Genomic DNA, 23,251 nt, shown 5'->3' on the forward strand with positions numbered 1-23,251 from the left:
GCGGCGTATCGCAGGGCGACTTGAACTGTCGTTGGTTCGCCCGCAAGATGTGGCGGTCAATCAAGCGTGATTTTTCAGGTCTTACAAAAACATAGGGAAGAAGCACGTGGGACATGTCCTGAAGACCGCGGCCGCCTTGACGGCCATGATCGCAAGCAGCCCGGTGCTTGCTGCCTGGGAGCCGACCAAGCCGGTTGAAATCGTGGTCGCAGCCGGCGCCGGCGGCGCCTCCGACCAGATGGCGCGGATGATGCAGGCGGCGATCCAGAAGAACAATCTGATGAAGCAGCCGATGGTTGTGTCGCTGAAGGGCGGTGCGTCCGGCGCCGAGGCGCTGATGTACATGAAATCCAGCGACGGCGACCCCAACAAGGTGCTGATCGCCTATTCCTTGATCTACATGCTGCCGCTATCGGCGAAGATCCCCTTCAACTGGCGCGATCTGACGCCGATATCGGTAGTAGCCCTCGATCAATTCGTGCTGTGGGACAATGTCGACGGGCCGAAGACGGTGAAGGACTTCATCGCGGCCGCCAAGGCGGCGAGCTCGCCGTTCAAGATGGGCGGTACCGGCTCCAAGCGCGAGGATCATGTGCTCACCGTGTTCATGGAGCAGAAGACCGGCGCGAAATTCTCGTATCTGCCCTACAAGTCCGGCGGCGAGGCGGCGACGCAGCTCGTCGGCAAGCACACCGAAGCCAACGTCAACAACCCCAGCGAAAATCTCGAAGTCTGGCGCGCCGGACAGGTTCGTGCGCTGTGCGTGTTCGACAAAGAGCGCATCTCCTACAAGACCAAGGTAACGGAAACACAATCCTGGAATGACGTTCCGACCTGCAAGGAGGAAGGGCTCGACATGCAGTATCTGATGCTGCGTGCGATGTTCCTGCCCGGCAAGGTGACGCCGGAACAGCAGGCCTTCTATGTCGATCTGTTTCAGAAGGTCACGCAGACGCCGGAGTACAAGGACTATATGGAGAAGCAGGCGCTGAAGCCGATCTTCCTCACCGGCAAGGACATGCTGAAATTTCTCGAGGAGGACGACAAGCTCAACTCGCAGCTCATGCACGAAGCCGGCTTCGTCGCGAAGTAACGCGGTCGACGCTGTAACAATCGCTACTCTTCCGTGTGGCCATATCCGGCCATGCGGAGGCGGACCTTCTCGATCTCTTCCTTCGACAGCAATGGCGGCGTGCCGATCTGTAGGCAGCCGTGATACTGCCGCGCCAGCGTTTCGACCTCAACCGCAAGCCACATCGCTTTCGGCAGCGACGATCCGATAGCAATCATGCCGTGATGTTCGAGCAGACAGGCCAGCCGTCCCTCCAGCGCGCGTACGGCATGCTCGGAAAGCTCCTGGGTACCGAAGGTCGCGTAGGGCGCGCAGCGGATGGTATCGCCGCCGGCAACAGCGACCATGTAATGCACCGGCGGAATCTCCCTGCCCATGATCGCCAGCATGGTCGAGTAGGGCGGGTGGGCGTGGACGATCGCATTCACTTCCGGCCGGGCCTTGAGGATGTCCCGATGAAACCGCCACTCGCTCGACGGCCGCTGGCCTGGATCGTGGTTGCCGTCGAGATGCATATAGACGATCTGCTCGGGCTTCATCACCTCGTATGGCGTGCTGGTCGGGGTGATCAGCATGCCGTCGCCGTGGCGCAGGCTGATATTGCCTGATGTGCCCTGATTGATGCCTGACGCGTTCATGCGCAGGCAGGCGTCGATGATCGACTGACGTTTTTCCCGGTCTTTCGTCGTGGGCATTTCGAACCCCCTTGCAGCCGGTGGACAATGCTTGATTATTGCGTCGCAGTATAGTCGAACATGTCTCTGAAATAGCCGACTGGGAGAAGTCATGACGCATGCCGTGCTTGGCATCATCGGCGGATCCGGCATCTACGACCTGCCCGGTCTGGAGGACGTCCGCGAGGAGACGATTCAGAGCCCCTGGGGTGAGCCTTCCGCGCCGCTGACCCGCGGCGTTATCGGCGGGTTGCCGATCGCGTTCCTGCCGCGGCATGGCAAGGGGCACGTATTCTCGCCATCCGACATCAACTACCGTGCCAATATCGACGTGCTGAAGCGGGCGGGGGTGACCGATTTGATTTCGCTCTCGGCCTGCGGTTCGTTCAAGGAGGAACTGCCGCCGGGCACGTTCGTCTTGGTCGATCAGTTCCTCGACCGCACCTACCGGCGCGAGAGCTCGTTTTTCGGGAAGGGCTGTGTCGCGCATGTCTCGATGGCCCATCCGGTTTCGCCGCGGCTGCATGTGCATCTGGCGGCCGCCGCCGAGGCGGAGGGAATCGCGGCGGTGCGGGGTGGCACCTATGTCTGCATGGAAGGTCCGCAATTCTCCAGCCTTGCCGAGAGCCTGACGTACAAGGAGCAAGGTCATTCGGTGATCGGCATGACCAACATGCCCGAGGCAAAACTCGCGCGCGAAGCCGAGATCTGCTACGCCAGCGTGGCAATGGTCACGGATTACGATTGCTGGCATCCTCACCACGAAGCGGTCACCGTGCAGGACATCATTCGCGTGCTGAACTCGAATGCCGGCAAGGCCAAGGCGCTCGTTGCACGTCTTGCCAGGGATTTCCCGCGCGAGCATGAGCCGTGTCCGATCGGCTCGGACAAGGCGCTCGACACGGCCTTGATCACGGCGCCGGAAGCACGCGATCCGCGGTTGCTCGCCAAGCTCGACGCGGTGGCCGGAAGGGTGCTGAAGTCATGAAAGTGGATGGCCGGCATTTTCGCAGCATCTGGCTCGAGGGCGACGGCTGGACGGTCGGCGCGATCGATCAGCGGCGGCTGCCGCATGAATTCGTGGTGGCGCGTATCGCAAGCGCGGAGGACGCCACCGAGGCCATCCGCTCCATGCTGGTGCGCGGCGCTCCGCTGATTGGTGCCACTGCGGCTTACGGTATGGCGCTCGCCATGCGGGCGGATGCTGCCGATGCGGCGCTCGATCGTGCCTATGCCATGCTGCTGGCGGCGCGGCCGACGGCGATCAACCTGAAATGGGCTCTCGACGAGATGACGCGCCTGCTTCGACCGCTGCCGGCGTCGGAGCGTGCCGCCGCGGCTTACAAGCGCGCGGACGAAATCGCCGAGGAGGATGTCGCAATCAATCAGGGGATCGGCCGGCATGGCCTGGCGCTGATCGAGCAGATCGCAGGGGCGAAGAAGCCGGGCGAGCCGGTCAATATCCTGACGCATTGCAATGCGGGCTGGCTCGCGACAGTAGATTGGGGCACCGCGACGGCGCCGATTTACCTCGCCCATGATCGCGGCCTGAAGGTCCATGTCTGGGTCGACGAGACCAGGCCGCGCAATCAGGGCGCCTCGCTGACCGCCTGGGAACTCGGGCACCACGGCGTGCCGCACACGGTGATCCCCGACAATACCGGCGGCCATCTGATGCAGCATCGCATGGTCGATCTTGCGATCGTCGGCACCGACCGGGTGGCTGCCAATGGCGACGTCTGCAACAAGATCGGGACCTATCTGAAGGCGCTCGCCGCCCATGACAACGCCGTGCCGTTCTATGTTGCACTGCCGTCGCCTACCATCGACTTTGGTATCGACGACGGCATCGGCCAGATCCCGATCGAGCAGCGCGGTGCCGACGAGGTCGCGACCATGACCGGACGCACCGCCGATGGGCGCGTCGAGACCGTGCGCGTGGTTCCCGAGGGTTCGCCGACCGCCAACTACGCTTTCGATGTCACGCCGGCCCGGCTAGTCACCGGACTGATCACCGAGCGCGGCCTGCTTCGTCCCGAGCGTGCTGCACTTGCGAGCGCATTTCCGGAGCGCAGCGCGGGTCATTGACGCCAGTGATGTCGGCACGTATCCCCGTTCGATAGCGTCGTACCGGGGGGCCGTCTCCATGTCCAATGCCGACATCGAAATCGTCGTTGAGGATCCCACCGCGCCGGAGGCCAATTCGCCGCAGGTCGCAAGCGTTCGGGTGGTCGACGTGGTCGTCTCGCTCCTGCTGCTCGCGCTTGCGATCACGCTTGGTTTCGATAATTGGCGGGCGGGGGCTGGCTGGGAGTCCACTGGTCCGCAGCCGGGCTATTTTCCATTCTACCTCTCGATCATTCTCGGCGGTGCCAGCCTTTATGGCCTCGTCGCCGCGTTCCTGTCGCGAACGGAGGCTTCCGAAAGTTTCGTGACGCAGGCGCAGCTCCGCCGTGTGATGGCGGTGTTCGTGCCGACTGTGCTGTTCGTTCTCGCAACGCAATTCCTCGGCCTCTATGTCGCGAGCTTTCTCTTGATCGCCGGTTTCATGCGGCTGGTCGGCAAGATCGCGCTGTGGAAGTCACTGCTCACTGCTTTCGTCTTCACCGCGGCGATGTTCGTGACCTTCGATGTCGCCTTCGATGTCATCATGCCGAAGGGCCCGCTCGAAGCGGCGCTCGGCCGCTAACCGGTCGGTGAGACACACGTCATGGAAGCCCCGTAAATGGAAGCTTTGGACCTCTTGATGCACGGCTTCGCCGTGCTGCTGACTTGGAAGACGCTGCTCCTGATGATGACCGGGCTGGTGCTCGGCATTTTCGTCGGCGTACTGCCTGGCCTCGGCGGCCCCAATGGTGTCGCGATCCTGTTGCCCTTGACCTTCACGATGGATCCGACCTCGGCGATCGTGATGCTGTCCTGCATCTATTGGGGCGCACTGTTCGGCGGCGCCATCACCTCGATCCTGTTCAACATCCCCGGCGAAGCCTGGTCGGTCGCAACCACCTTCGACGGCTATCCAATGGCACAGCAGGGCAGGGCGGCCGAAGCGCTGACCGCGGCCTTTACCTCGTCGTTCATCGGCTCGCTGGTGGCGGTGATGCTGATCACCTTCCTGGCGCCGATGATCTCCTCCTTCGCGCTGAAATTCGGCCCGCCGGAATTCTTTGCGGTCTATCTGCTCACCTTCTGCTCCTTCGTCGGCCTCGGCCGCGAAGCCAAGCACAAGACGGTGATCTCGATGTCGCTCGGCCTGTTGCTCGCCGGGATCGGCATGGACACCGTGTCCGGCCAGTTGCGGATGACGTTCGGTTCGGCCGAGCTGCTGCGCGGCGTCAACTTCCTCGTCGCCGTGATCGGCCTGTTCGGCATCAGCGAGATCCTGCTTACCATGGAGGAGCGCCTGGCGCTGCGCGGCCATGCCGCCGGCATCTCGCTACGCGTCGTGCTGTCGGTCTGGAAGGACCTGCCGAAATACTGGGTGACGCTGGTCCGCTCCTCGTTCATCGGCTGCTGGCTTGGCATCACTCCGGGCGGGGCGATCGCGGCGTCCTTCATGGGCTACAACCTCGCCAAGCGTTTCGCCAAGGACCAGGACAGCTTCGGCAGGGGCCGCATCGAAGGCGTTTTCGCGCCGGAGACCGCGGCGCACGCCTCCGGCACCTCGGCGCTGCTGCCGATGCTGGCGCTCGGCATTCCCGGCTCCGGCACCGCGGCGATCCTGCTTGGCGGGTTGATGGTGTGGGGACTCAATCCCGGGCCGCTGCTGTTCGTCGAGCACAAGGATTTCGTCTGGGGTCTGATTGCCTCGATGTATCTCGGCAATGTCGTCGGGCTTGCGCTGGTGCTGACGACGGTGCCGATCTTTGCTTCGATCCTGCGGGTGCCGTTTGCCGCAGTAGCGCCGATGATCGTGGTGTCCTGCGCGATCGGCGCCTACGCGATCCAGAACGCGATGTTCGACATCTGGCTGATGCTCGGGTTTGGCATTGTCGGCTACGTCTTCAAGAAGATCGGCGTTCCGCTGGCGCCATTCACGCTGGCGCTGGTGCTCGGCAACCGCGCCGAGGACGCCTTCCGCCTGTCAATGATCGGCGCGGGCGGCGATCTGAAGGTGTTCTGGTCGAACGGCCTAGCCGGCTCGATCACGACACTCGCAATAGTGCTGTTGTTCTGGCCGGTGATCGACAAGGCGTTCAGCAGTGTCGCGCGCATGCTGCGGCCGGCGAAGGCGTAGCGGGACGGTCTACGCGAAACGGCTCGTCATCCCCCGCGAAAGCGGGGGACCCAGTACGCTGCGGCTTCTCGGTTCTACCGCTACTGTCTCTGGGATACTGGATCATCCGCCGGAGCCTGTCATCGGGCGCGCATTCGCGCGACCCGTTGGCGGACGATGACGATTGAATGTGAGGCAGCAATCTCGCGACGCGTTGCGCCCGAGGTTTGCAGATAATCCCGCCCTCACTATTCAGAGGGCGCAGGGAAGACCGGGTGCGCGCCGCACCCGCGGTCTCGTGTGCTGCTTGCGCAAAAAGAAAATGCACACGAGCATACAGGTTCGGCGGAAACACTCCGGCCTTCCCTGCGCAATGGCTTTACGGCTTACTTCGTGCTCTCCCCGGAGAACGGCTTTATTGCCTCCGTCGCCCCTGAGCAGCTTTCGCTTCTCAAAGGACTTAACGCCAGCACCGCGGCGCCCGAACCACACGACTTCGCCGTACGCTTACCGCGCGCAACGTCTCTCGCGCCATCCGCGTCCATCGCATCCCACCGCGCGTTCGTGACGTTCGCGAGCGCCCCTCATCTGCGGTGAGACAGGCGGAGTTATGCGACTGATTTGGGTGCGAACGAAAGCGGAATATTTTCGATTCCGGGGCTTGACACGATTTCGGAAAATCAGAACTGGTTTGCCTGTCCACGTTGCCTTGTCCCAGGCCGCCGCATGAAATTGCGCTTTACGCGTCCGGCAAATCAGCCCGCAGTTCGTCAGTTGGGTTTATGACTTTCTTCAAGCCGGCAAGAGCCGCTTCGGCAGGCTGAAAGTGCCGACCCGTTCGGCGGCATGTTCGCGCGTGATCCAGTGCGCCCAGTCTGTTTCGTCCTGCGGCGCAAGATCGCTCCAGATGGCAAGATAGCCGGCTCCCTCCATGTCAGGCTCCATTCGCTTACGTCGGGCCCACCCGCACGGCCGCCGGCAGCGATGCGGGCAGTTGGCCGGCCCACTGCAGCGCTGCTTGCATGGCGACGATGTAGCCGTAGGGGCCGAGGCCGGCGATTACGCCTTTCACGGCAGCCGATAGCTTGGAGTGCCGGTGCAGTTCGTCGCGGGCGTTGATGTTCGAGATGTGGACCTCGTAGATCGGACCCTCAAAAATCTTCATGGCGTCGAACATTGCAATCGAGGTGAACGAGTAGGCGGCGGGATTGATGATGAGGGCGTCCGCCGACATCCGCGCCGACTGGATTAGGTCGACCAGCTCGCCCTCGTGGTTTGACTGGTGAAACGCCAGTTCCGTGCTGGTGAAGGCGGCGAACTCCTCGCAGGAGGCTTTGATGGCATCGAGCGTGGTCGAACCGTAGATATGCGGCTCGCGGATGCCGAGCATGTTCAGGTTGGGGCCATTGAGGATCATGATGCGCATGGAATGCCTTTCACGGGGATAATGAAAGGGCAGTGTAACTGATGACGGGCGCATGTCAGCCGGCGAACTGTTTCGCCGGCGCGGCAATGGGGCTAGGACGGATTTCTGAAGTAGGCACAGTGCCGCCGCGTCATTGCGAGTAGTCAACGGTCGCGCGAATGCGCGCCCGATGACAGGCCCCGCGAAGCGATCGATCTCGCGCGCAAGCGGATAAATGGATTGCTTCGATTCGCTCGCAATGACGGCGGAGGGCCTACACCACCTTGCGCTGTCTGAGATCCGCTATCTCGTCCTTGCCGAAGCCGAACTCGGCGAGCACCTCCTCCGTCTGCTCGCCGAATTCCGGCGGACGCGCGGCCATCTTGCTTGGCGTGCGCGACAACGTCATCGGCTGGCCGACGAGCTGGATGTGGCGATTCTCGTCGTTCGGCACGTGTTGTGCGATGCCGAGATGCTTGACCTGGGCATCCTCGAACATCTGGTCGATCGAATAGATCGGGCCGCAGGGCACGCCGGCCTCGTTCAATTCCCTGACCCAGGTTTCTGTCGATTTCTTCTCGGTGAGCTTGTTTATCGCGGCGTTGAGCGCATCGCGGTTCCTCGAGCGCGCGGGCGCGGTGGCATAGTCGGGGTTGGTGATCAATTCGGGGGCGCCGATCGCTTGCGCGCAGCGTTCCCAGATCCGGCCTCCCGTCGTGGCGATATTGATGTAGCCGTCGGAGGTCTTAAAGACGCCGGTCGGGATCGAGGTCGGATGGTTGTTCCCGGCCTGCTTGGCGACTTCCTTCTCCATCAGCCAGCGGGAGGCCTGGAAATCCAGCATGAAGATCTGCGCCTGCAACAGCGAGGTCTGCACCCACTGGCCTTCGCCGGAAACCTCCCGCTCCAGCAGCGCGGTGAGGATGCCGAGTGCGCAGAACAGGCCGGCGGTGAGGTCGGCGACGGGGATGCCGACGCGCATCGGGCCCTGGCCCGGCGCGCCGGTGACCGACATCAGCCCGCCCATGCCTTGGGCGATCTGATCGAAGCCGGGCCGCTTGTGGTAGGGGCCATCCTGGCCGAAGCCGGAGATGCTGCCATAGACGATGCGCGGATTAATTTGGCGCAGGCTCTCGTAGTCAATGCCGAGCTTGCCTTTGACGTCGGGCCGAAAGTTCTCGACCACGACGTCAGCCTTGGCGGCGAGGCGCTTGAACACCTCGAGGCCCTTCGGGTCCTTCAGGTTTAACGTCATGGCCCGCTTGTTGCGGTGCAAGTTCTGAAAATCCGAGCCATGGCGGGGGCCGCCCGGCTGCTCGCCACCGCCGTCTTCCAGGAGTGCATCGATCTTGATGACGTTGGCACCCCAATCCGCCAGTTGCCGCACGCAAGTGGGCCCGGAGCGCACGCGGGTGAGGTCGAGCACGGTGAAACGGGAAAGGGCCTGCGAAGCGCGGGGGAAAGGCATTGAGAAACCTTGTTTTTTTGGATTTTCGCGGGTGGGAGAGGCAGCCCGGGCTGACTTAAACAAATCTGGCGCCGATTTCCAACAGCTTGTTCGGCGTGCGTCCCATGGCGGGTGTGCGCCAGGGATCGGCCCAGACCGGAACTCGACCATGCGGAGAAGTCCGGGGACCCGCAAGACTACGGGGTGTGCCGCAGATTCTGCTTTTCGCCGTAATGCATCGTAAAGCAGGCCGCGCGAGAAGCCCGGCTGGTAAACAACCGTTAATGACGTGATTCTAGTTTCCCGTGTGCTTTTGCGCTTCTCTCGCAACGGAACGAGCCGCCGACGGGCTTAACCAATGAAGAAACCTTTCCCGTTCGATGACGTCTGGATTTTTGCGGCGGCGGACGTCGGCGACGGCGCTCCCGATCGGGCCGGCAATCTCGTGGTCGATCTAGGCGAGCCCTTGCCCCTTGCGGCCGAACCCGTGACCTCGGTGGTTACGAGCGCTGCGAAGCCGGCGTCGTCGATCGCCACGCTCGCCGACTACCTCGTCAACGGCTTCTGGCAATACAACAACACGATCGCCCATCACTGGGCTTCCAACACGATCACCTACAACATCAGCGGGTTGAATTCGGCGGAGCAGTTCCTGGCGCTATCGGCGATGCAGGCATGGTCCGAGGTCGCCAATATCACTTTCGCGCAGACCTCCGGCTCGGCGAACATCACGTTTAGCCACAACGGCAGCATGCAGGCGGTTACCAACGCCTCCTGGTACGGCAACGGCTCGATCGCCTGGGCGACCGTCAATATCAGCACCGACTGGGTTACCACTGACGGCGGCGCTTACGACGGCAAGACCGGCATCGATAGCTATGCCTATCAGACCTACCTTCACGAGATCGGACACGCGCTCGGCCTCGGCCATCAGGGGCCGTACAATGGCAGCGCGTCATATTCGGCCAACGCGATCTACGCTAACGACACCTGGCAATATTCGCTCATGTCGTATTTCTCGGAGCCGAATTATTCCGGGAGTTCGTATCGCTACGTCGTCACGCCGCAGGTGGCGGATATCTACGCGATGGTCTCGATGTACGGCGCAGCGACCTCGACCAGGATCGGCGATACCGTCTACGGCTTCAACAGCAATGCCGGGGCGGTCTTCAATTTCGGCAACTATAGCTCGGCACCGGCGCTGACGATCTACGACGGTGGCGGCGCCGACACGCTCGATTGCTCCGGCTATTCGGCGGCCCAGACCATCGACCTGCATTCGGGCGCCTTCTCCTCGATCGGCGGCCTCGTCAACAATATCGGGATCGCGCTCAACGCGGTTATCGAGAAGGCCATCGGCGGCAGTGGCAACGACAAGCTGATCGCAAGCGACTCGGGCTGTACGCTGTCGGGTGGGGGAGGGAACGATGCGCTGATTGGTGGCGGCGGAAACGACAAGCTGATCGGCGGCTCCGGCACCGACAATCTGACCGGCGGCAGCAGCGGCGATACGTTCGCGTTCGATTTTGCTGACAGCGCGGCTGCCAGCGGGCAGCATGACCGCATCACCGATTTCGTTTCGGGAGCGGACCGCATCGACCTCAGCGGGGTCGATGCGATCAGCAGCACCGCCGGCCACCAGCAGTTCAAGTTCATCGGGACCGCGGCCTTCAGTGGCACCGCGGGCGAGCTCAACTATTTCTATAACAACACCACCGGCCTTACCACGCTGCAAGGTGATACCAACGGCGACGGGGTTGCCGATTTTGCGATCGATTTCACCGGCAGTGTTAATCTTGTGAGGGCCGATTTCCTCATGCCTACAGTCTGGAAAATCGGTTCTATCGCCGATTTCAACGGTGATAACAGCGGTGATGTCCTTTGGCAAAATGATGATGGTCGCTTATTGATCTGGGACAGCGCTCAACCTGCGGGCGCCAACTTGATTTCCGGTGCGGGCGCCGTCCCAAGCAGTTCATACATAGTTGGTGCAGCCGACTTCGATGGTAATGGCAGGGGTGACATCTTGTGGCGCAACGACAACGGCGTCGTTTCCATTTGGGACGACGGCAGCACTGGTGCCGCGCATGATGTGGGCAGTGTTTCAGCGAATTCCCACATTGCAGGCATCGGGGATTTCGACGGAAACGGCCGCGATGATATTTTGTGGCGCAATGACAACGGCGCGGTGTTCATCTGGGATGACGGTCAAGCTAGCAATACCCACACTGTTTCAGCCGCGGGCGTAGTCCCCGCTGCCTGGCATATTGCCGCTGTTGGCGACTTCGATGCTAATGGCCGCTCAGATATCCTTTGGCAGAATGATAACGGCACCGTATCGGTCTGGGATAACGGACAGATTGCCGGCGCTCACTGGATTTCCGGTCCGAATGTCGTTCCGAGCACCTGGCACATTCTCGGTGGGGGAGATTTCGACGGCAACGGTCGCGATGATATTCTATGGCAAAATGACAATGGCGCGTTGTCCATCTGGGATAACGGTCAAATCGCGGGCGCACATATCATCGTTGCTGCCGGCGTGGTGCCGAATGCCTGGCACATCGTTGGCATCGGAGATTTCGACAACAATCAGCGTGACGATATTCTCTGGCAAAATGAAAATGGCACAGTATCGATCTGGGATAATGGGCAGATCGGCGGTGCTCACTGGGTTTCCGGTCCCAGCAGCGTCTCCAGTGACTGGCATATCGCCTGAGTTAGGGGCGACACGTACAAACGTCGGATTTGGATTTTCCGATGCACCTAGCCCGAATCGGTAGAGGGCGTTGGCATGTTTTAGCCGAGCAGCTTGCGAAGCTGGCTGTCGGTCGTGCGAGGCCCAGCCGAGCGCGCGCTTGGCAGATCGGTTGGCGTGTTCTACTAAAGCTGAAACGCACACAGCTGCCTACCACACGTCATTCAGCCGAAGGGCGAGCGCTTACTCTAGTCCTCAGGTCGTGATCGCATCCACCTAGGCGCCGATTGTTCACGTCCAGGAAATGCACGCGATTCTGATCGTGTTAGGTCCAGGGTGCGGCTACCACAATCGCCCAGAGTTCTCTCAGCTGAGATTGACCAAGGTAAAGGAAGACAGTGCCTGCGCGATACGCAGGATAGCCCGTTCAGAAAACTCCTGCCCGATTGATCGCGTTGTGGGGACCACTGTCGCCGAGTGTCGGCGTCTTGTGATGCGTCCGATCAACATATCGGACACTTGATTCAGCGCAAGCGGTCCGCCTGAGCTATTATAATGCTCCAAGGGGTTGGCCAATTCGCGCATCTGTGGTCAATCTGCGGATGGAAGCAAGATCCAACAGAGGGGCGCGTGAGAGCCTCGATCTCGGCGGTTCGATGGTAGCGCATTTAAACTATTGCATCACAGGTCATTGCATGAATTCCGGGGCTTCTGACGTTCGTCATCCAAAAGCCCGGCCGCTTATCATCAGCCTTGCAGCATGCAGCGCGTATGTTGTCCTGCTTTGCATTTTTTTCGATCCGAGATGGGAAACCAACGATGACGTTGCTATGTCGATGGTGGCCCATGGGTATGGGCTCGCGGCCTATGGTTCCCCTCAAATAGTTTTCTCCAACGTCATATGGGGCGTCATTGTCAGAACTGTTCCTAGCATCGGGGGAGTATTCGGCTATTCGCTTGCGATGCTCGGAGCCATTACCCTGGCCGCGTCCGCGATACTGTATTTTCTGGTGCGATTGGGTGCAGGCTATGCCGTGGGTCTATTGGTCGTTGCCCTTATTCTGCTTCGGCCCGTCCTGCAGGCGCAATTCACAGTTACGGCGGGACTTCTTACTGCGGCTGCAGTGCTCGGCGTTTGCGTCTATCACCGGACCGGCTCTACATTCAGTCTTGTGGCCAGCGCCGTCCTTGCGCTTCTGGGATTTCTCGTGCGAAATCTGGAGTTCGCAGTGGTTGCTTTGGTTGCGCTTCCGATCCTGCCCTGGGGCATGCTGTGGAAAGACCGAAAACTTCAAGTAGCTGCCGCGGCGCTGGTGTCAGGCATGGTCGGGGTCACATGGATCGATCAATTCGCATACTCTGGTTCCGAATGGAATTATTTTTGGGAGCTGAACCTCGCGCGAGCTCCCTTTACCGACTTCGGCGTGGCCGGCCGGCTGCTTGAGGCGCCGGAAATCATGGCCCGCCATGGCATGTCGAGAAATGACGTCGAATTACTGAAGCATTATTTCTTTGCTGACCGGCAACTCGCAGACCCCGCGCGGCTGAGAGCCGTTCTCGCTGACCTCGCGCCGGTAGCGGTCAAATCCTACAGTTTTGAATCCGGGCTTGACTCGCTTCGTTCAATTTTCGACTCACGAATTCTTGCCCCTTTGGTGGCGGCGATGGTGCTCCTGCTGCTGGCATTCGAGCGACGAACGATCGTGTCGTGGATAATCTCTGTGGCGGTGATATTCGCGTTGGGGATGGCGGGCCGGCATGGCATTTTGCGCGTCTATATACCGATGTTCATGCTCTTGCTTTTCATTCCTTTTCTGTCCGGTCGTCTGACGTCAGGGGGCCGGAAGGCGGCAATGCTGGTGGTGCTCGTGATCGCGTGCCTGGTCAACGCTAAAGTCCTGATCGCAGAATCGCGGGCTAACAGCAGGGATATTGCCGCGGCAACGGTCCTCGGCCCGGTCCCGGCCGAACCGGTTGTTGTTTGGGGCGGCGCATTTCCTTTTGAAATTTCATTCCCGCTCTTTCCAGGACAATCCAATTCCCGAAACTTGAAAATGTTTGGTCTGGGCGTTTTTACATGGGCGCCCTTTTCGGTGGCCGTAGCCGAAGAAAATGCCGGCAGGGGACTGGTCTCGCGATTGCGATCCGGTGAAGGTATTCTTCTCGTTGCCGATGCGGAGCAGAAGGAACTGCTAAGCCCCTATTGTGCGGAGCACTTTGGGGGACAGCTTAAATTGGAGGAGAAGACGACAATGTTGACGACCATCCTCAAAGTGACCTGCGTGGAAGCGGCTACCAAGCAGGCAAATTAAGTGGATAGCTCGTGTCTGGCGGTATGCGCCGGGGGTCTGGATTCGATACTTGATTCGCCACGCCTTGTTCGCCTAAACTCTCAGATACGCTAAAGACTTGGCCAAATCGCAGCCTTCTGGCCGAATCCTTGCCGCCGATGGAATCCAGTTGTACACAATCCGCGCAATTCGATCCGATCCACAGGCGAGGCGAGATTTGACGGGGGCTTTCGCGTGAAATTGTCAGTTGTGACGACCCTCTATCGGTCAGCTCCGACGATCCATGAATTCTATCGGCGCGTTATCGCAGCAGCGGAACCCATCACGCACGACATCGAACTGCTGATGGTTAACGACGGCTCTCCGGACGACAGCCTCGATCTTGCCCTTGCCCTGCACCGGGCCGACCCGCGGGTCGTCGTGGTCGACCTGGCGCGCAATTTTGGCCACCACAAAGCGATGATGACGGGTCTTGCCCATGCGACGGGCGACCTTGTGTTCCTGATCGACAGCGATCTTGATGAACATCCCGAACTTCTAACCAGCTTCCATGAGCGGTTCATGAAGGGCGACAGCGACGTCGTTTTTGGCATCCAGCAGACGCGGCGAGGCGGCCCGGTCGAACGCATCAGTGGTGCAGTGTTCTTTTCGCTCGTCGACGCATTGAGCGATCATCGGATCCCGCGGAACTTGGCCACTGTCCGCCTGATGACGCGGGATTACGTGCGCGCGCTGGTCCGGCATCGCGACCGCGAGTTTGTGATTTCGCAGTTATGGCAGCTAACGGGCTTCCGCCAGGTGGCGGTCCCGTTCCGGAAATCATCAGGCTCGCCGACGACATACTCGCTTCGCATGCGTACCGAGATGGCGGTCAAATACCTGACCACAACGTCGACGAAGCTTCTCTATTTCATTCTATACGCCGGCATCGCGATCTTCGCGTTGTCAGTGGCGACGATCCTGTTCTACATCTCCCGTTATCTTGCTTCCGGCATCGGTGTCGATGGCTTTACATCGCTGATCGTCTCGATCTGGTTCTTTGGCGGGCTGACGACATGCATTCTCGGCGTGATTGGCATCTATGTCGCCAATATCGTTTCCGAAACCAAGCGGCGTCCTTATACAGTTGTGCAGCGCGTGCATCGCAGGGAGGTCACTGCGGTGGCAGGATCGAATGTGATTCGCGTTCCGCCCGCAGCCAGCATCTCGACGCCAGCGCTCGATCGCAAACGATGATCGCAGTTAAATCGCCCGCCACAGTGATTCGAGTCCCGTTGCTCCGGAGCAAGTTGCGGTGAGCACTGGCCCGGATCCATCGATCGTCCGTGACGTAGCTGCTTACTACAGCTCGAAGCTCGCCTTGCATGGTCCGACCCCGCAAGGCGTCGACTGGAACGGGAAGCCGTCGCACGAGCTTCGGCACCAGCAGTTTCTTCGTCTGCTCGATGGCGCGCCGGACGCATCAATTCTAGATCTCGGCTGCGGCTACGGCGATTTCATGCGTTTCTTGCGTACGGCGGGGCATCGAGGACCATTCATCGGCTACGACATTGCGCCGAACATGATCAGTGAGGCGACGCGGCTGCATGGCGAGAGCGCGGATTGCCAATGGCGGGTCGGGGCCGAGCCAACGGAGACCATGGACTTCGCGGTTGCTAGTGGAATCTTCAACGTCAAAGGAGAGGTTCCGAGCGAGACCTGGGCGCGCTATGTCCGCGAGACCATCGACATTCTTGCACGCGCGGGCCGGCGCGGCTTCGCCTTCAACGTCTTGAGCCTGTCGAGCGATCCGGAGAGACGTAGCGAAACATTATACTACGCCGATGCAGCCGAGATGCTATCCTATTGTCTGCATCGCTTTGGCCGATCGGTGGCGCTACTGCAGGATTATGGACTTTACGAATTCACCGTCGTGGTACGGCATGTTGCCGCAAGCAGATAACAGGCCCCGGCGTCAAAGGGTGCGTAGGCGCGTGCTCGGCACCTTGGAGCGTTCGGTTCCGCGCGGCGCCACCACCGCGTGGTCGGGCTGATCCTCAAGCACGAGGGCGCCAACCCCAATCACGCAGTTCTTTCCGATTGTGACATGATCCCGAAACGTCGCGTTGACTCCGACGAAACTGCCCTGGCCAATCCTGACGCCGCCGGAGATGACGACATGCGACGAAATGAACACATCGTCTTCGACCGTTGAATGGTGCCCGATGTGATTGCCGCTCCAGAGCGTGACGTTGCTACCAACGCGTGCAAAAGGTTGGATAGTATTGTCCTCGAGAATGAAACAGTTTTCCTGCAGTTCGAAGCCGGCAAAGACGGTTGCACGGCTGCTCAGATAGGAAACCAACTGATACCCCTTGGCGCGGGCAGCGGCGACCTTCTCCGGACGAAGCAGGTTTAGCTTGGTGTAGCCGATCGCGACAAAGAAGCCGAACTCCTGCGGAGGAAACCGCTCTGCGACGTGCTCGAAGGGCACTACAGGGCGCCCGCGAAACTCGTCGTGCGAAAAAAATGCTTGGTCAACCGTAAACGCCGCGACTTCGTAGCTGGAGTCATTCGTAAAATAAAAGTCAGCGAGTTCAGCTATTTGACCGGAACCAAAGATCACGATTCGTCGCGTTTTCATCTGATTTTGCTCTTCAACTGCTGCCGCGGTTCAAACGGAACTGTGTTGCTAACCCCTTGTCAAATTTATCGAACAGCCCCTGGGCACCGTGGCTACCACCGGGCCAACTTTTTTAAAAGTTCATTTTTCGGGTGAACCGCCGCCGCTCCGTCGCGGACGGAACACGACCGCGTCTGATGCGCGTGCTAACTCTGCGGATACTTCGCTCGTTGGGTCGTTGGGCTTCGCACGAAGGTCACACGGCGCCACGAGGGCGTTGTCGATTCGTGAGATGGAGCAGTTGGCACCGCAAAAACGTGCTATACGACCCTGGGTCGGCATGCCATTCCTGTTCGTTGGCCAGTTTGAGGTGCGGTCGCAGACCACAGCGACCGATAAGAGCGGCGCGGGACTGATCAGGGGGCATGCTCGGCGTCTTCGGGCAATGACAGGGAAACAATGGTACTAGCGCCAACCGGCAGCGTTCAGGCAGATGAGCTTACCAAGGCCGCCGAAATATGCCCGAGCTGTGGATGCGATGAGGGCGTAAGCCTGCCCATTCCGGCAGCCGGTCGTTCCATGCTGAGTGACGGACGTATTATCGCAAGGGCGATCGATAAGATTTGGTGTCCGGTATGTGGGCTGGTGCGCCATAGATACCCGCCGGCAGCAGCCGAAATCTCCGCGATCTACTCCGGCGCCTATGGTCTGCCTGCCTTGACTGGGGCCGGAGAACAGGCCCGGGGCAGGGCCTATGCAGCGGCAATCGTCGATGCGATCGGCGCGCGTCAAACAGGCCTGCGCATGATCGATGTGGGCTGCGGGTCCGGTGCGATGCTTCATGCCCTCAGCGAATGCGAAGGCGGCGCGTCCTTCCAATTGATAGGCATCGATCCGGCGCTGCCGCGTGCGCTAACGCAGGCTGGTGAACGCGTGACCCTGATGCGCGGTTTCCCTGATCGTGAGCTGGCCGGGCATCGTCCGTTCGATGTTGTAGTTTCGATCAATACGATCGAGCATACTCCGGACCCGGCGCAGTTTCTTGCCACCCTCGAAACGTTGATGGCGCCGGACGGACAGGTAGTCGTCATTTGTCCGACGACGGAATTTGCCAACGATGAATTGCTGTTTTTCGACCACTTCTGGAGCATCAGCCCGGCGGCTATGATTTCCTTTGCGGCGAGGTCGGGGCTGCAGCTAATCAGTCACAAGGGGCTGGCGGCTCCGCTCGCCGGATTTCAGCTCTTCAGGTTCGCACGCTCGGCATTTGCCGGATCGGAAGTCGCAGTTATTGACGTATCGCCGGATGCAATCGCCTATCTCAACGCGTGGAAAGAGCTCGACGCCTCGCTTGAACAGCAATTGGTAGCGGCAAACATGCCGGTGCAGGCGTTCGGCGCGGGTCAGATGGCGGCCTTGTTGCGTGCCTATGCGCCACGCACCTTTGCAATGTTCGAGCGATTCTTGCTGGATCATCCGGAAGAGGCGTGGCCGCTCGGCCCGGCGGTACGCTATGATGGATTTGACACACTGGTCGGTTGGGCAACCGTTGTTGCAGTTCATCCTTCCTCACAACTCGCCGTTGCCGCGCGGATCCGGAGCGATGGCGGGTTCGCCGTCACACTACCCGCCGCTATCAAGAACTGACCAAGACGAGCTATGATAAGATCTTATGGCATTAACGAACGTGTAGCGGCCAACAGCGACATCGATGCGGCGGTGGAAAGCCTAAGCACGCTCGGCTATGCGATCGTCGAGGGCGGCTACTCGGCTGGAGAACTCAGCGGATTTGCGCAAAGTTTCGATGCCGCGCGCCTGGCCGCGCACAGCGCCGCCGGAGGAACCGAGGCGCTGGCGCGGATCGACGAACACAATACTATCCGCACGCCATTCGCCTACGACAAAAACTTGTTGGCGCTCGCACGCAATCCCGCGATTCTGGAGATCTGCGAGCAGCTGATCGGGGGCTATCAGGTCCTGTCGCAGCAGAACGGTGTCATCAATCCTCCGGCCAAAACCTACAATCAGGGCGCGTGGCATCGCGATCTGCCGTATCAGCATGTCGTATTCTCGCGGCCGATGGCAATCAATGCGCTGTTCTGCCTCGATGCCTTTACGATCGACAACGGCGCGACCTTGGTTCTGCCGGCGACCCACAAGCAGGAGAAATTTCCATCCGATCGCTTTGTCGAGGCATCGGCCGTGCAGGTCTGTGCGCCAGCGGGAAGCTACATCGTACTGGATTGCATGCTGTACCACAGCGGCGCGCCGAACCGGTCGGGGACCGAACGCCGGGCCGTCAACCAGGTTTACACCTCGCCGATCATCCGCCAGCAAATCGATCTGCCAGCTTTCCTTGGCGACGACTTCACCGACGATCCGGGCCTGCGCCGTCTGCTAGGATACGAAGTGACCACGCCGAGATCCGACGCCGAATATTTTGCGATGCGCCGCGCAAAACTTCTGACATAATGGTTCATTGCTCGAGAATGGCTAATCCAAATCCTTCGCGGCCGTAACCATTGCCATTGTAGAGCATGTAGCGTCGGCCGCCGTGGTCGAAGACGAAAGGATAGGTTCGTTCCTTGTCTTCCCAGGCTTCCGGTGTGCCGACAAAGATCAGATCCTGATCGCGCCGTTCCCATCGCGCGCCATCGGCGGAGCGTGCGAAGCCAAGTTCATAATGCGGGCGCCGCCGCGCATACCACATCGACAGGCTGCCATCCGCCTCACGCAACAGCGAAGGCCGCGAAATCGCAAACTCGAGAGGATCAGTAGCGCCTGCGACGTCGACCACGACGGCGTCGGACGGCGTCCACTGGACCAGATCGGGGGAGCGCGCTTCCTTGATAACGTGCAGCATTTCGAGGCCCTTCTGCCCCCAATGAAGATGAGAGCCGAACCACATGCGCCAACCCGGCCCGTCGCGCAGTACAATCGGATATCCGACCGACAGAGGATTTTCCGGACTGCGGCCGACCACCGGAACGCTGCTGCCGCGGCGGAAGGTTTTTCCGTCGTCGCTCACGGCAACACCGATGAAGTTCGTGAATGGCACATGCACCAGTACTGTCCATCCGAGATAGAAGGCATAGAGTTTTCCGTCATGCGCGACGACGCTGGAAACCGTTACGCCATCGGCGTCGAACGATCCGCGCGCGCCCGGTTTCAGCAGTGGTCCGCGCAGCCGGCCCAACATCTCGAAGCGGTCACCGTCGATGGCAATGTCCACTGAAGCGGCCGACGATCGGTTGGAGGTGTCACGCGTCGAAAAGAAGATCCGCACACTTCCATCGGCAAGCGCCAGGGCCGTCGGGTTCGCTGCATGGCTGGCGCACCAAGGCTCACCAGCGGCTGGTGAAAAGATCCTTCCGAGAGGACGCCAGACGTTCCGCATCAGCCGGTCCTCGCGGCTTGTTCGATCGTCATCGGACCGCAATAGGACGCGGCCGCAGATCCTGTCGAGAATAGGACATCGATCACTGAGACCGCATGATCAAAGGTGGGTCCCCGCTGCGGATACGCCTGATATGGACCATAGCTCATCCATTCGACCGCGATGCCGGCCGCAGCAAACGCGGATTCGTCCAAATATTCACGCGCCGAAGGCCCGGAGAGATATCTTGTGGCGCCTGCCTTCTTGCAGATGTCGAGCAGCCTTTCGGTTCGCTGCCCCTGCGGAGAAAATTCGCTGTCGCGAACTATGGTAGTCGAGATATTGAGTCGTTTTGTCAGCGCTTTCAGAAACAGCGTGTTGACGTCGGTCAGCCGCTCGAGGCGGTGGGCGGCCTCGTAGACGGCTTTCAGCGCCGGGGCTTCTTCCGCGAAGAAGGGCGATTTGCGATAGGCTAGCTCGATCGATCGCCAGTGCTTATCGGCCCACGGCTCCGCGAAACCGACTTCGTCGATCGGTTGTTCGAAGCGCGATTTGGTGGCGACCGGAATTGTCAGCCAGATCGGCCCGGTTGGCGTCATGATCCGGTTGCGGTTATGCCAGTGCCGCTTCACATATTGCGCGCCGTCCAGCACGACATAACGATCGGTGCGGCCGATCAAGTCGAAGAATCCCTTCCACGGAATGTAACATGATTGAATAATGGCAACGCGCATAGAAGGCTTCCCAAATCAGGATTCTCTACTGTGATCGAGTGGCGTCGGTATGGGTATTGATTGGTCAGTGCGCTTTGTTCAATGAACCACCATTGCCCGAAATCACACCGCTGACGTCGATGGGTGGTTGTGTGACACAACGGATGCTATTATACCAAATGGTAGCCGGAATGTCCCGTGTGCCATTTGTGCCGCGCTCGACCAAAAAGCAACTTGAACGGCATTTTTGATCAGTCCGTACAGTTCCTAGCAGATTATCTTTTCACGAGCGCGGTCAGCGTTTCGCACACCCGCTGCTGCTGGCTCTCACTCAAGCCGAACCATACCGGCAGCCTGACCAGGCGCTGCGATAGCGAGGTTGTCAGTGCCAATTCACCGTGCGCGCGTCCATAGCGCTGGCCCGCCGGCGATGAATGCAGCGGGACATAGTGAAATACCGCGCCGATCCCGTTTTGCTTCAGTCCGTCGAGCACAAGCTGGCGATCGATTTCGGGTGCCAGCAGGACGTAGTACATGTGCCCGTTGTGCTGACAATCCGTCGGCACTATCGGTCGGCGCAGCAAGCCTTGCTGTTCGAGCGGTTGGAGCGTTTCATGATAGCGGCGCCAGATCGCCAACCGTTCGCTGGTGATGCGCTGAGCTTCTTCAAGCTGTGCCCACAGAAAAGCGGCGGTGACCTCGTTCGGTAGAAATGACGAGCCGACGTCCTGCCAGGTGTATTTGTCGACCTCGCCTCGGAAGAACCTGCCGCGATCGGTTCCTTTCTCGCGAAGGATTTCGGCGCGCTGGGCGAATTCTGCATCCCGTACCAGAAGGCTGCCGCCTTCACCCGAGATGATGTTCTTGGTTTCATGAAAACTGAAGCTGCCGAGATCGCCGATCGAGCCGAGCGCTCGGTTCTTGTAGCCGGCCATGATCCCCTGCGCCGCATCCTCGACGATTCTGAGACCATGGCGCCGAGCGATCGCGATAATCGAGTCCATTTCGCAGGAAACGCCGGCATAGTGTACCGGAACAATCGCTCGCGTTCGCGTCGTAATCGCCTCCTCGATCAGTCGTTCGTCCAGATTTAGCGTGTCTTCCCTTATGTCCACGAACACCGGCACCGCGTTGCGCAGAACGAAGGCGTTCGCGGTCGATACAAACGTGTAAGAAGGCATGATTACTTCATCGCCTCTTTCGAAGTCCAACAGCAGCGCGGCCATATCCAGAGCCGAGGTGCAGGAATGGGTCAGCAGCGCCTTCGCGCAGCCGGTGTGTTCCTCAATCCACCGGTGGCAGCGCTTCGTGAAGGGGCCATCACCGGAAAGATGATAATTGCGCTGCGTTTCTGCAGCATAGACCATTTCCTTGCCGGTGGAGTAAGGCCGGTTGAACGGAATGTATTCTGCTGTCACGGTTTCACTTTATGGGTTTGCCGAGGGCAGTTTGGCCCCTGGCCTGAGGGATGCACAAATTGGCGGTTTCCGCAGCAGGAATCAACGGTTGATCGCGGGAAAGCGTGACGACGCGCTTCTGTTAGATGCTCCCTCGACATCCCGTCCTCGGGCTGATAGCTCGCTCACGATGCCCAGAGGTTTTCATCCTTGAATCGATGAGCCTGTTGACGTACTTGGCAAAGCCAAGGCTTTGTCGAATCCTCCGGCGCCCGGTCGGGCAGAGCGGCTGTTTGCCGAGTGGTCTGCCAATCTGTTCTAGATGGGTTTGGGGGTACCCAGCAGGTTGCCCTCATTCCGGTCTTCCTGCACTACTGGACGGGCGATACGCGGCAGCGTGGCTTGCGATCTTTGCCACCGGGAATCTTGCTTTCATTGCGGATGCAGGCCTGCTAGCGCTCGTCGATCCAACAGGCGAACATCGTCGCGCCGCGGCCCTGCTGCGTAAGGAACCTTCCGGAACAGCCAGGTCATGATCGCTGGCATGCACGCCGGAGATGAGATATCAGCGGACGAAGGACGCCCTGCGAATCCCCATCGCTTCCCCAGCCGACCATTGAAATGACGCCTCTTTCGCAACTCACCCGTCGCAATTTCCTGATCGCAACGCATGATGCGCTGGCGACCGCCATCGCGTTGCTCGCGAGCTTCTACCTGCGGTTTGAGGGAGGCGAGGCCTTCTATGCCCGCCTGCCGCTGCTGCTGAAGATCTTACCGCTCTTCATCGCCTTCAGCGTCGTTATCAGCTACGTCTTCAATCTGACGACGACGAAATGGCGTTTCATTTCGCTTCCCGATGCACTGAATATCCTGCGCGTGGCGACCCTTCTGGCGGTCGCGCTCGTCGTGTTGGACTATGCCTTCATTTTCGCCGCATCGAACGGCAAGGCGCCGGTGCTGTTCGGCCGTGTCACCATCGTGCTCTACTGGTTTCTGCAGGTGTTCGCGCTGAGCGCGCTCCGCTTCGGCTATCGCTATTTCCGTTACACACGGGTTCGCCGCCATGCCCAGACCGAAGGCGCGTCGGCGACGTTGTTGATCGGCCGCGCCGCCGATGCGGAGGTGCTGCTGCGCGCGATCGAGAGCGGTGCGGTCAAGCAGCTTTGGCCGGTCGGCGTATTGTCGCCGTCGGCGGCGGACCGCGGGCAGTCGATACGCAACGTGCCGGTGCTCGGCGGGATCGACGACGTCGAAGATGTGGTCCGCGATTATGCCGGACGGGGAAAGCCGATTTCGCGGGTCGTCATGACGCCGTCGGCGTTCGAGCCGGAGGCCCATCCCGAGGCGGTCCTGATGCGGGCCA

At 60.2% G+C, this 23,251-nt stretch carries 20 protein-coding genes; 12 read left to right on the top strand and 8 right to left on the bottom strand.

Annotation, left to right across the window (positions count from 1 at the left end; genetic code table 11):
- Positions 1–145 precede the first annotated feature (145 nt).
- The gene (locus tag HCN50_RS16165; RefSeq protein WP_210264969.1) at positions 146–1,093 is read left to right on the top strand and encodes a Bug family tripartite tricarboxylate transporter substrate binding protein; all 948 of its coding nucleotides are present in this window, start codon (positions 146–148) and stop codon (positions 1,091–1,093) included.
- 23 nt (positions 1,094–1,116) lie between these two features.
- Here HCN50_RS16165 and HCN50_RS16170 read toward each other — a convergent pair whose 3' ends face one another.
- Entirely contained in the window at positions 1,117–1,767 is a 651-nt protein-coding gene (locus HCN50_RS16170) for a class II aldolase/adducin family protein (RefSeq protein ID WP_171710622.1), read from the bottom strand.
- 91 nt (positions 1,768–1,858) lie between these two features.
- On the opposite strand from HCN50_RS16170, the gene HCN50_RS16175 reads away from it, so the two are divergent.
- From HCN50_RS16175 to HCN50_RS16190, 4 genes are read left to right on the top strand one after another with little or no spacing between them, the layout of a single operon-like run.
- Positions 1,859–2,734, top strand: coding sequence for an S-methyl-5'-thioadenosine phosphorylase (locus tag HCN50_RS16175; RefSeq protein WP_171710623.1), 876 nt, complete (start codon positions 1,859–1,861; stop codon positions 2,732–2,734).
- Complete coding sequence (gene mtnA / locus HCN50_RS16180; RefSeq protein ID WP_171710624.1) at positions 2,731–3,834, top strand: S-methyl-5-thioribose-1-phosphate isomerase; 1,104 nt, start codon at positions 2,731–2,733, stop codon at positions 3,832–3,834. The genes HCN50_RS16175 and mtnA overlap by 4 nt, the downstream gene beginning before the upstream one ends.
- 58 nt (positions 3,835–3,892) lie before the next feature.
- A complete protein-coding gene (locus tag HCN50_RS16185) occupies positions 3,893–4,435 on the top strand; it encodes a tripartite tricarboxylate transporter TctB family protein (protein WP_171710625.1) in 543 nt (180 codons plus the stop codon).
- Positions 4,436–4,471: 36 nt separating this feature from the next.
- On the top strand, positions 4,472–5,983 hold the full coding sequence (locus HCN50_RS16190; RefSeq protein ID WP_171710626.1) for a tripartite tricarboxylate transporter permease: 1,512 nt from the start codon (positions 4,472–4,474) through the stop codon (positions 5,981–5,983).
- A gap of 771 nt (positions 5,984–6,754) precedes the next feature.
- Here HCN50_RS16190 and HCN50_RS16195 read toward each other — a convergent pair.
- The 3 genes from HCN50_RS16195 to HCN50_RS16205 all read right to left on the bottom strand — a co-directional run bounded on the left by HCN50_RS16195 (position 6,755) and on the right by HCN50_RS16205 (position 8,835).
- A complete protein-coding gene (locus tag HCN50_RS16195) occupies positions 6,755–6,895 on the bottom strand; it encodes a hypothetical protein (RefSeq protein WP_171710627.1) in 141 nt (46 codons plus the stop codon).
- Positions 6,896–6,911: 16 nt separating this feature from the next.
- Entirely contained in the window at positions 6,912–7,388 is a 477-nt protein-coding gene (locus HCN50_RS16200; protein WP_235976991.1) for a type II 3-dehydroquinate dehydratase, read from the bottom strand.
- A 253-nt stretch (positions 7,389–7,641) separates the two neighbouring features.
- Positions 7,642–8,835 carry a CaiB/BaiF CoA transferase family protein gene (locus HCN50_RS16205; protein WP_171710628.1) on the bottom strand — a complete coding sequence of 398 codons (1,194 nt, stop codon included), beginning with the start codon at positions 8,833–8,835 and terminating at the stop codon, positions 7,642–7,644.
- Positions 8,836–9,172: 337 nt separating this feature from the next.
- Here HCN50_RS16205 and HCN50_RS34265 point away from each other — a divergent pair, with 337 nt between their 5' ends.
- From HCN50_RS34265 to HCN50_RS16225, 4 genes are all read left to right on the top strand, one after another.
- Positions 9,173–11,530 carry a M10 family metallopeptidase C-terminal domain-containing protein gene (locus HCN50_RS34265; protein ID WP_171710629.1) on the top strand — a complete coding sequence of 786 codons (2,358 nt, stop codon included), beginning with the start codon at positions 9,173–9,175 and terminating at the stop codon, positions 11,528–11,530.
- A gap of 635 nt (positions 11,531–12,165) precedes the next feature.
- Complete coding sequence (locus HCN50_RS16215) at positions 12,166–13,821, top strand: hypothetical protein (protein ID WP_171710630.1); 1,656 nt, start codon at positions 12,166–12,168, stop codon at positions 13,819–13,821.
- A 213-nt stretch (positions 13,822–14,034) separates the two neighbouring features.
- Positions 14,035–15,036, top strand: a complete 1,002-nt coding sequence (locus HCN50_RS16220) for a glycosyltransferase family 2 protein (RefSeq protein ID WP_171710631.1) — start codon at positions 14,035–14,037, stop codon at positions 15,034–15,036.
- A gap of 58 nt (positions 15,037–15,094) precedes the next feature.
- Positions 15,095–15,742: a class I SAM-dependent methyltransferase gene (locus HCN50_RS16225; protein ID WP_171710632.1), complete on the top strand. Its 648-nt coding sequence runs from the start codon at positions 15,095–15,097 to the stop codon at positions 15,740–15,742.
- 12 nt (positions 15,743–15,754) lie between these two features.
- Here the strand turns inward: HCN50_RS16225 and HCN50_RS16230 are convergent, their stop codons facing one another.
- Positions 15,755–16,423 (bottom strand): acetyltransferase, encoded by a 669-nt coding sequence (locus tag HCN50_RS16230; protein ID WP_171710633.1) that lies wholly within the window; start codon positions 16,421–16,423, stop codon positions 15,755–15,757.
- A gap of 558 nt (positions 16,424–16,981) precedes the next feature.
- Between HCN50_RS16230 and HCN50_RS16235 the strand changes: the two genes are divergently transcribed.
- Entirely contained in the window at positions 16,982–18,049 is a 1,068-nt protein-coding gene (locus HCN50_RS16235) for a class I SAM-dependent methyltransferase (RefSeq protein WP_171710634.1), read from the top strand.
- 12 nt (positions 18,050–18,061) lie between these two features.
- Complete coding sequence (locus HCN50_RS16240) at positions 18,062–18,874, top strand: phytanoyl-CoA dioxygenase family protein (RefSeq protein ID WP_171710635.1); 813 nt, start codon at positions 18,062–18,064, stop codon at positions 18,872–18,874.
- A gap of 4 nt (positions 18,875–18,878) precedes the next feature.
- Here the strand turns inward: HCN50_RS16240 and HCN50_RS16245 are convergent, their stop codons facing one another.
- The 3 genes from HCN50_RS16245 to rffA all read right to left on the bottom strand — a co-directional run bounded on the left by HCN50_RS16245 (position 18,879) and on the right by rffA (position 21,909).
- Positions 18,879–19,634: a hypothetical protein gene (locus HCN50_RS16245; protein WP_311968057.1), complete on the bottom strand. Its 756-nt coding sequence runs from the start codon at positions 19,632–19,634 to the stop codon at positions 18,879–18,881.
- Positions 19,635–19,798: 164 nt separating this feature from the next.
- Positions 19,799–20,512, bottom strand: a complete 714-nt coding sequence (locus HCN50_RS16250; protein WP_171710637.1) for a WbqC family protein — start codon at positions 20,510–20,512, stop codon at positions 19,799–19,801.
- 254 nt (positions 20,513–20,766) lie between these two features.
- Positions 20,767–21,909, bottom strand: coding sequence for a dTDP-4-amino-4,6-dideoxygalactose transaminase (rffA, locus tag HCN50_RS16255; protein ID WP_171710638.1), 1,143 nt, complete (start codon positions 21,907–21,909; stop codon positions 20,767–20,769).
- 600 nt (positions 21,910–22,509) lie between these two features.
- Between rffA and HCN50_RS16260 the strand changes: the two genes are divergently transcribed.
- The coding region (locus tag HCN50_RS16260; RefSeq protein ID WP_376700286.1) for a nucleoside-diphosphate sugar epimerase/dehydratase at positions 22,510–23,251 on the top strand (742 nt) is incomplete at its 3' end.

Origin of the sequence: Bradyrhizobium archetypum (genome assembly GCF_013114835.1) — a bacterium.
GTDB lineage: Bacteria > Pseudomonadota > Alphaproteobacteria > Rhizobiales > Xanthobacteraceae > Bradyrhizobium > Bradyrhizobium archetypum.

Coding starts and splice junctions, on each gene's coding strand:
- HCN50_RS16165 (WP_210264969.1), top strand. CDS start 146: ATGATCGCAAGCAGCCCGGTGCTTGCTGCCTGGGAGCCGACCAAGCCG.
- HCN50_RS16170 (WP_171710622.1), bottom strand. CDS start 1,767: ATGCCCACGACGAAAGACCGGGAAAAACGTCAGTCGATCATCGACGCC.
- HCN50_RS16175 (WP_171710623.1), top strand. CDS start 1,859: ATGACGCATGCCGTGCTTGGCATCATCGGCGGATCCGGCATCTACGAC.
- mtnA (WP_171710624.1), top strand. CDS start 2,731: ATGAAAGTGGATGGCCGGCATTTTCGCAGCATCTGGCTCGAGGGCGAC.
- HCN50_RS16185 (WP_171710625.1), top strand. CDS start 3,893: ATGTCCAATGCCGACATCGAAATCGTCGTTGAGGATCCCACCGCGCCG.
- HCN50_RS16190 (WP_171710626.1), top strand. CDS start 4,472: ATGGAAGCTTTGGACCTCTTGATGCACGGCTTCGCCGTGCTGCTGACT.
- HCN50_RS16195 (WP_171710627.1), bottom strand. CDS start 6,895: ATGGAGGGAGCCGGCTATCTTGCCATCTGGAGCGATCTTGCGCCGCAG.
- HCN50_RS16200 (WP_235976991.1), bottom strand. CDS start 7,388: ATGCGCATCATGATCCTCAATGGCCCCAACCTGAACATGCTCGGCATC.
- HCN50_RS16205 (WP_171710628.1), bottom strand. CDS start 8,835: ATGCCTTTCCCCCGCGCTTCGCAGGCCCTTTCCCGTTTCACCGTGCTC.
- HCN50_RS34265 (WP_171710629.1), top strand. CDS start 9,173: ATGAAGAAACCTTTCCCGTTCGATGACGTCTGGATTTTTGCGGCGGCG.
- HCN50_RS16215 (WP_171710630.1), top strand. CDS start 12,166: ATGGTAGCGCATTTAAACTATTGCATCACAGGTCATTGCATGAATTCC.
- HCN50_RS16230 (WP_171710633.1), bottom strand. CDS start 16,423: ATGAAAACGCGACGAATCGTGATCTTTGGTTCCGGTCAAATAGCTGAA.
- HCN50_RS16235 (WP_171710634.1), top strand. CDS start 16,982: ATGCTGAGTGACGGACGTATTATCGCAAGGGCGATCGATAAGATTTGG.
- HCN50_RS16240 (WP_171710635.1), top strand. CDS start 18,062: ATGATAAGATCTTATGGCATTAACGAACGTGTAGCGGCCAACAGCGAC.
- HCN50_RS16250 (WP_171710637.1), bottom strand. CDS start 20,512: ATGCGCGTTGCCATTATTCAATCATGTTACATTCCGTGGAAGGGATTC.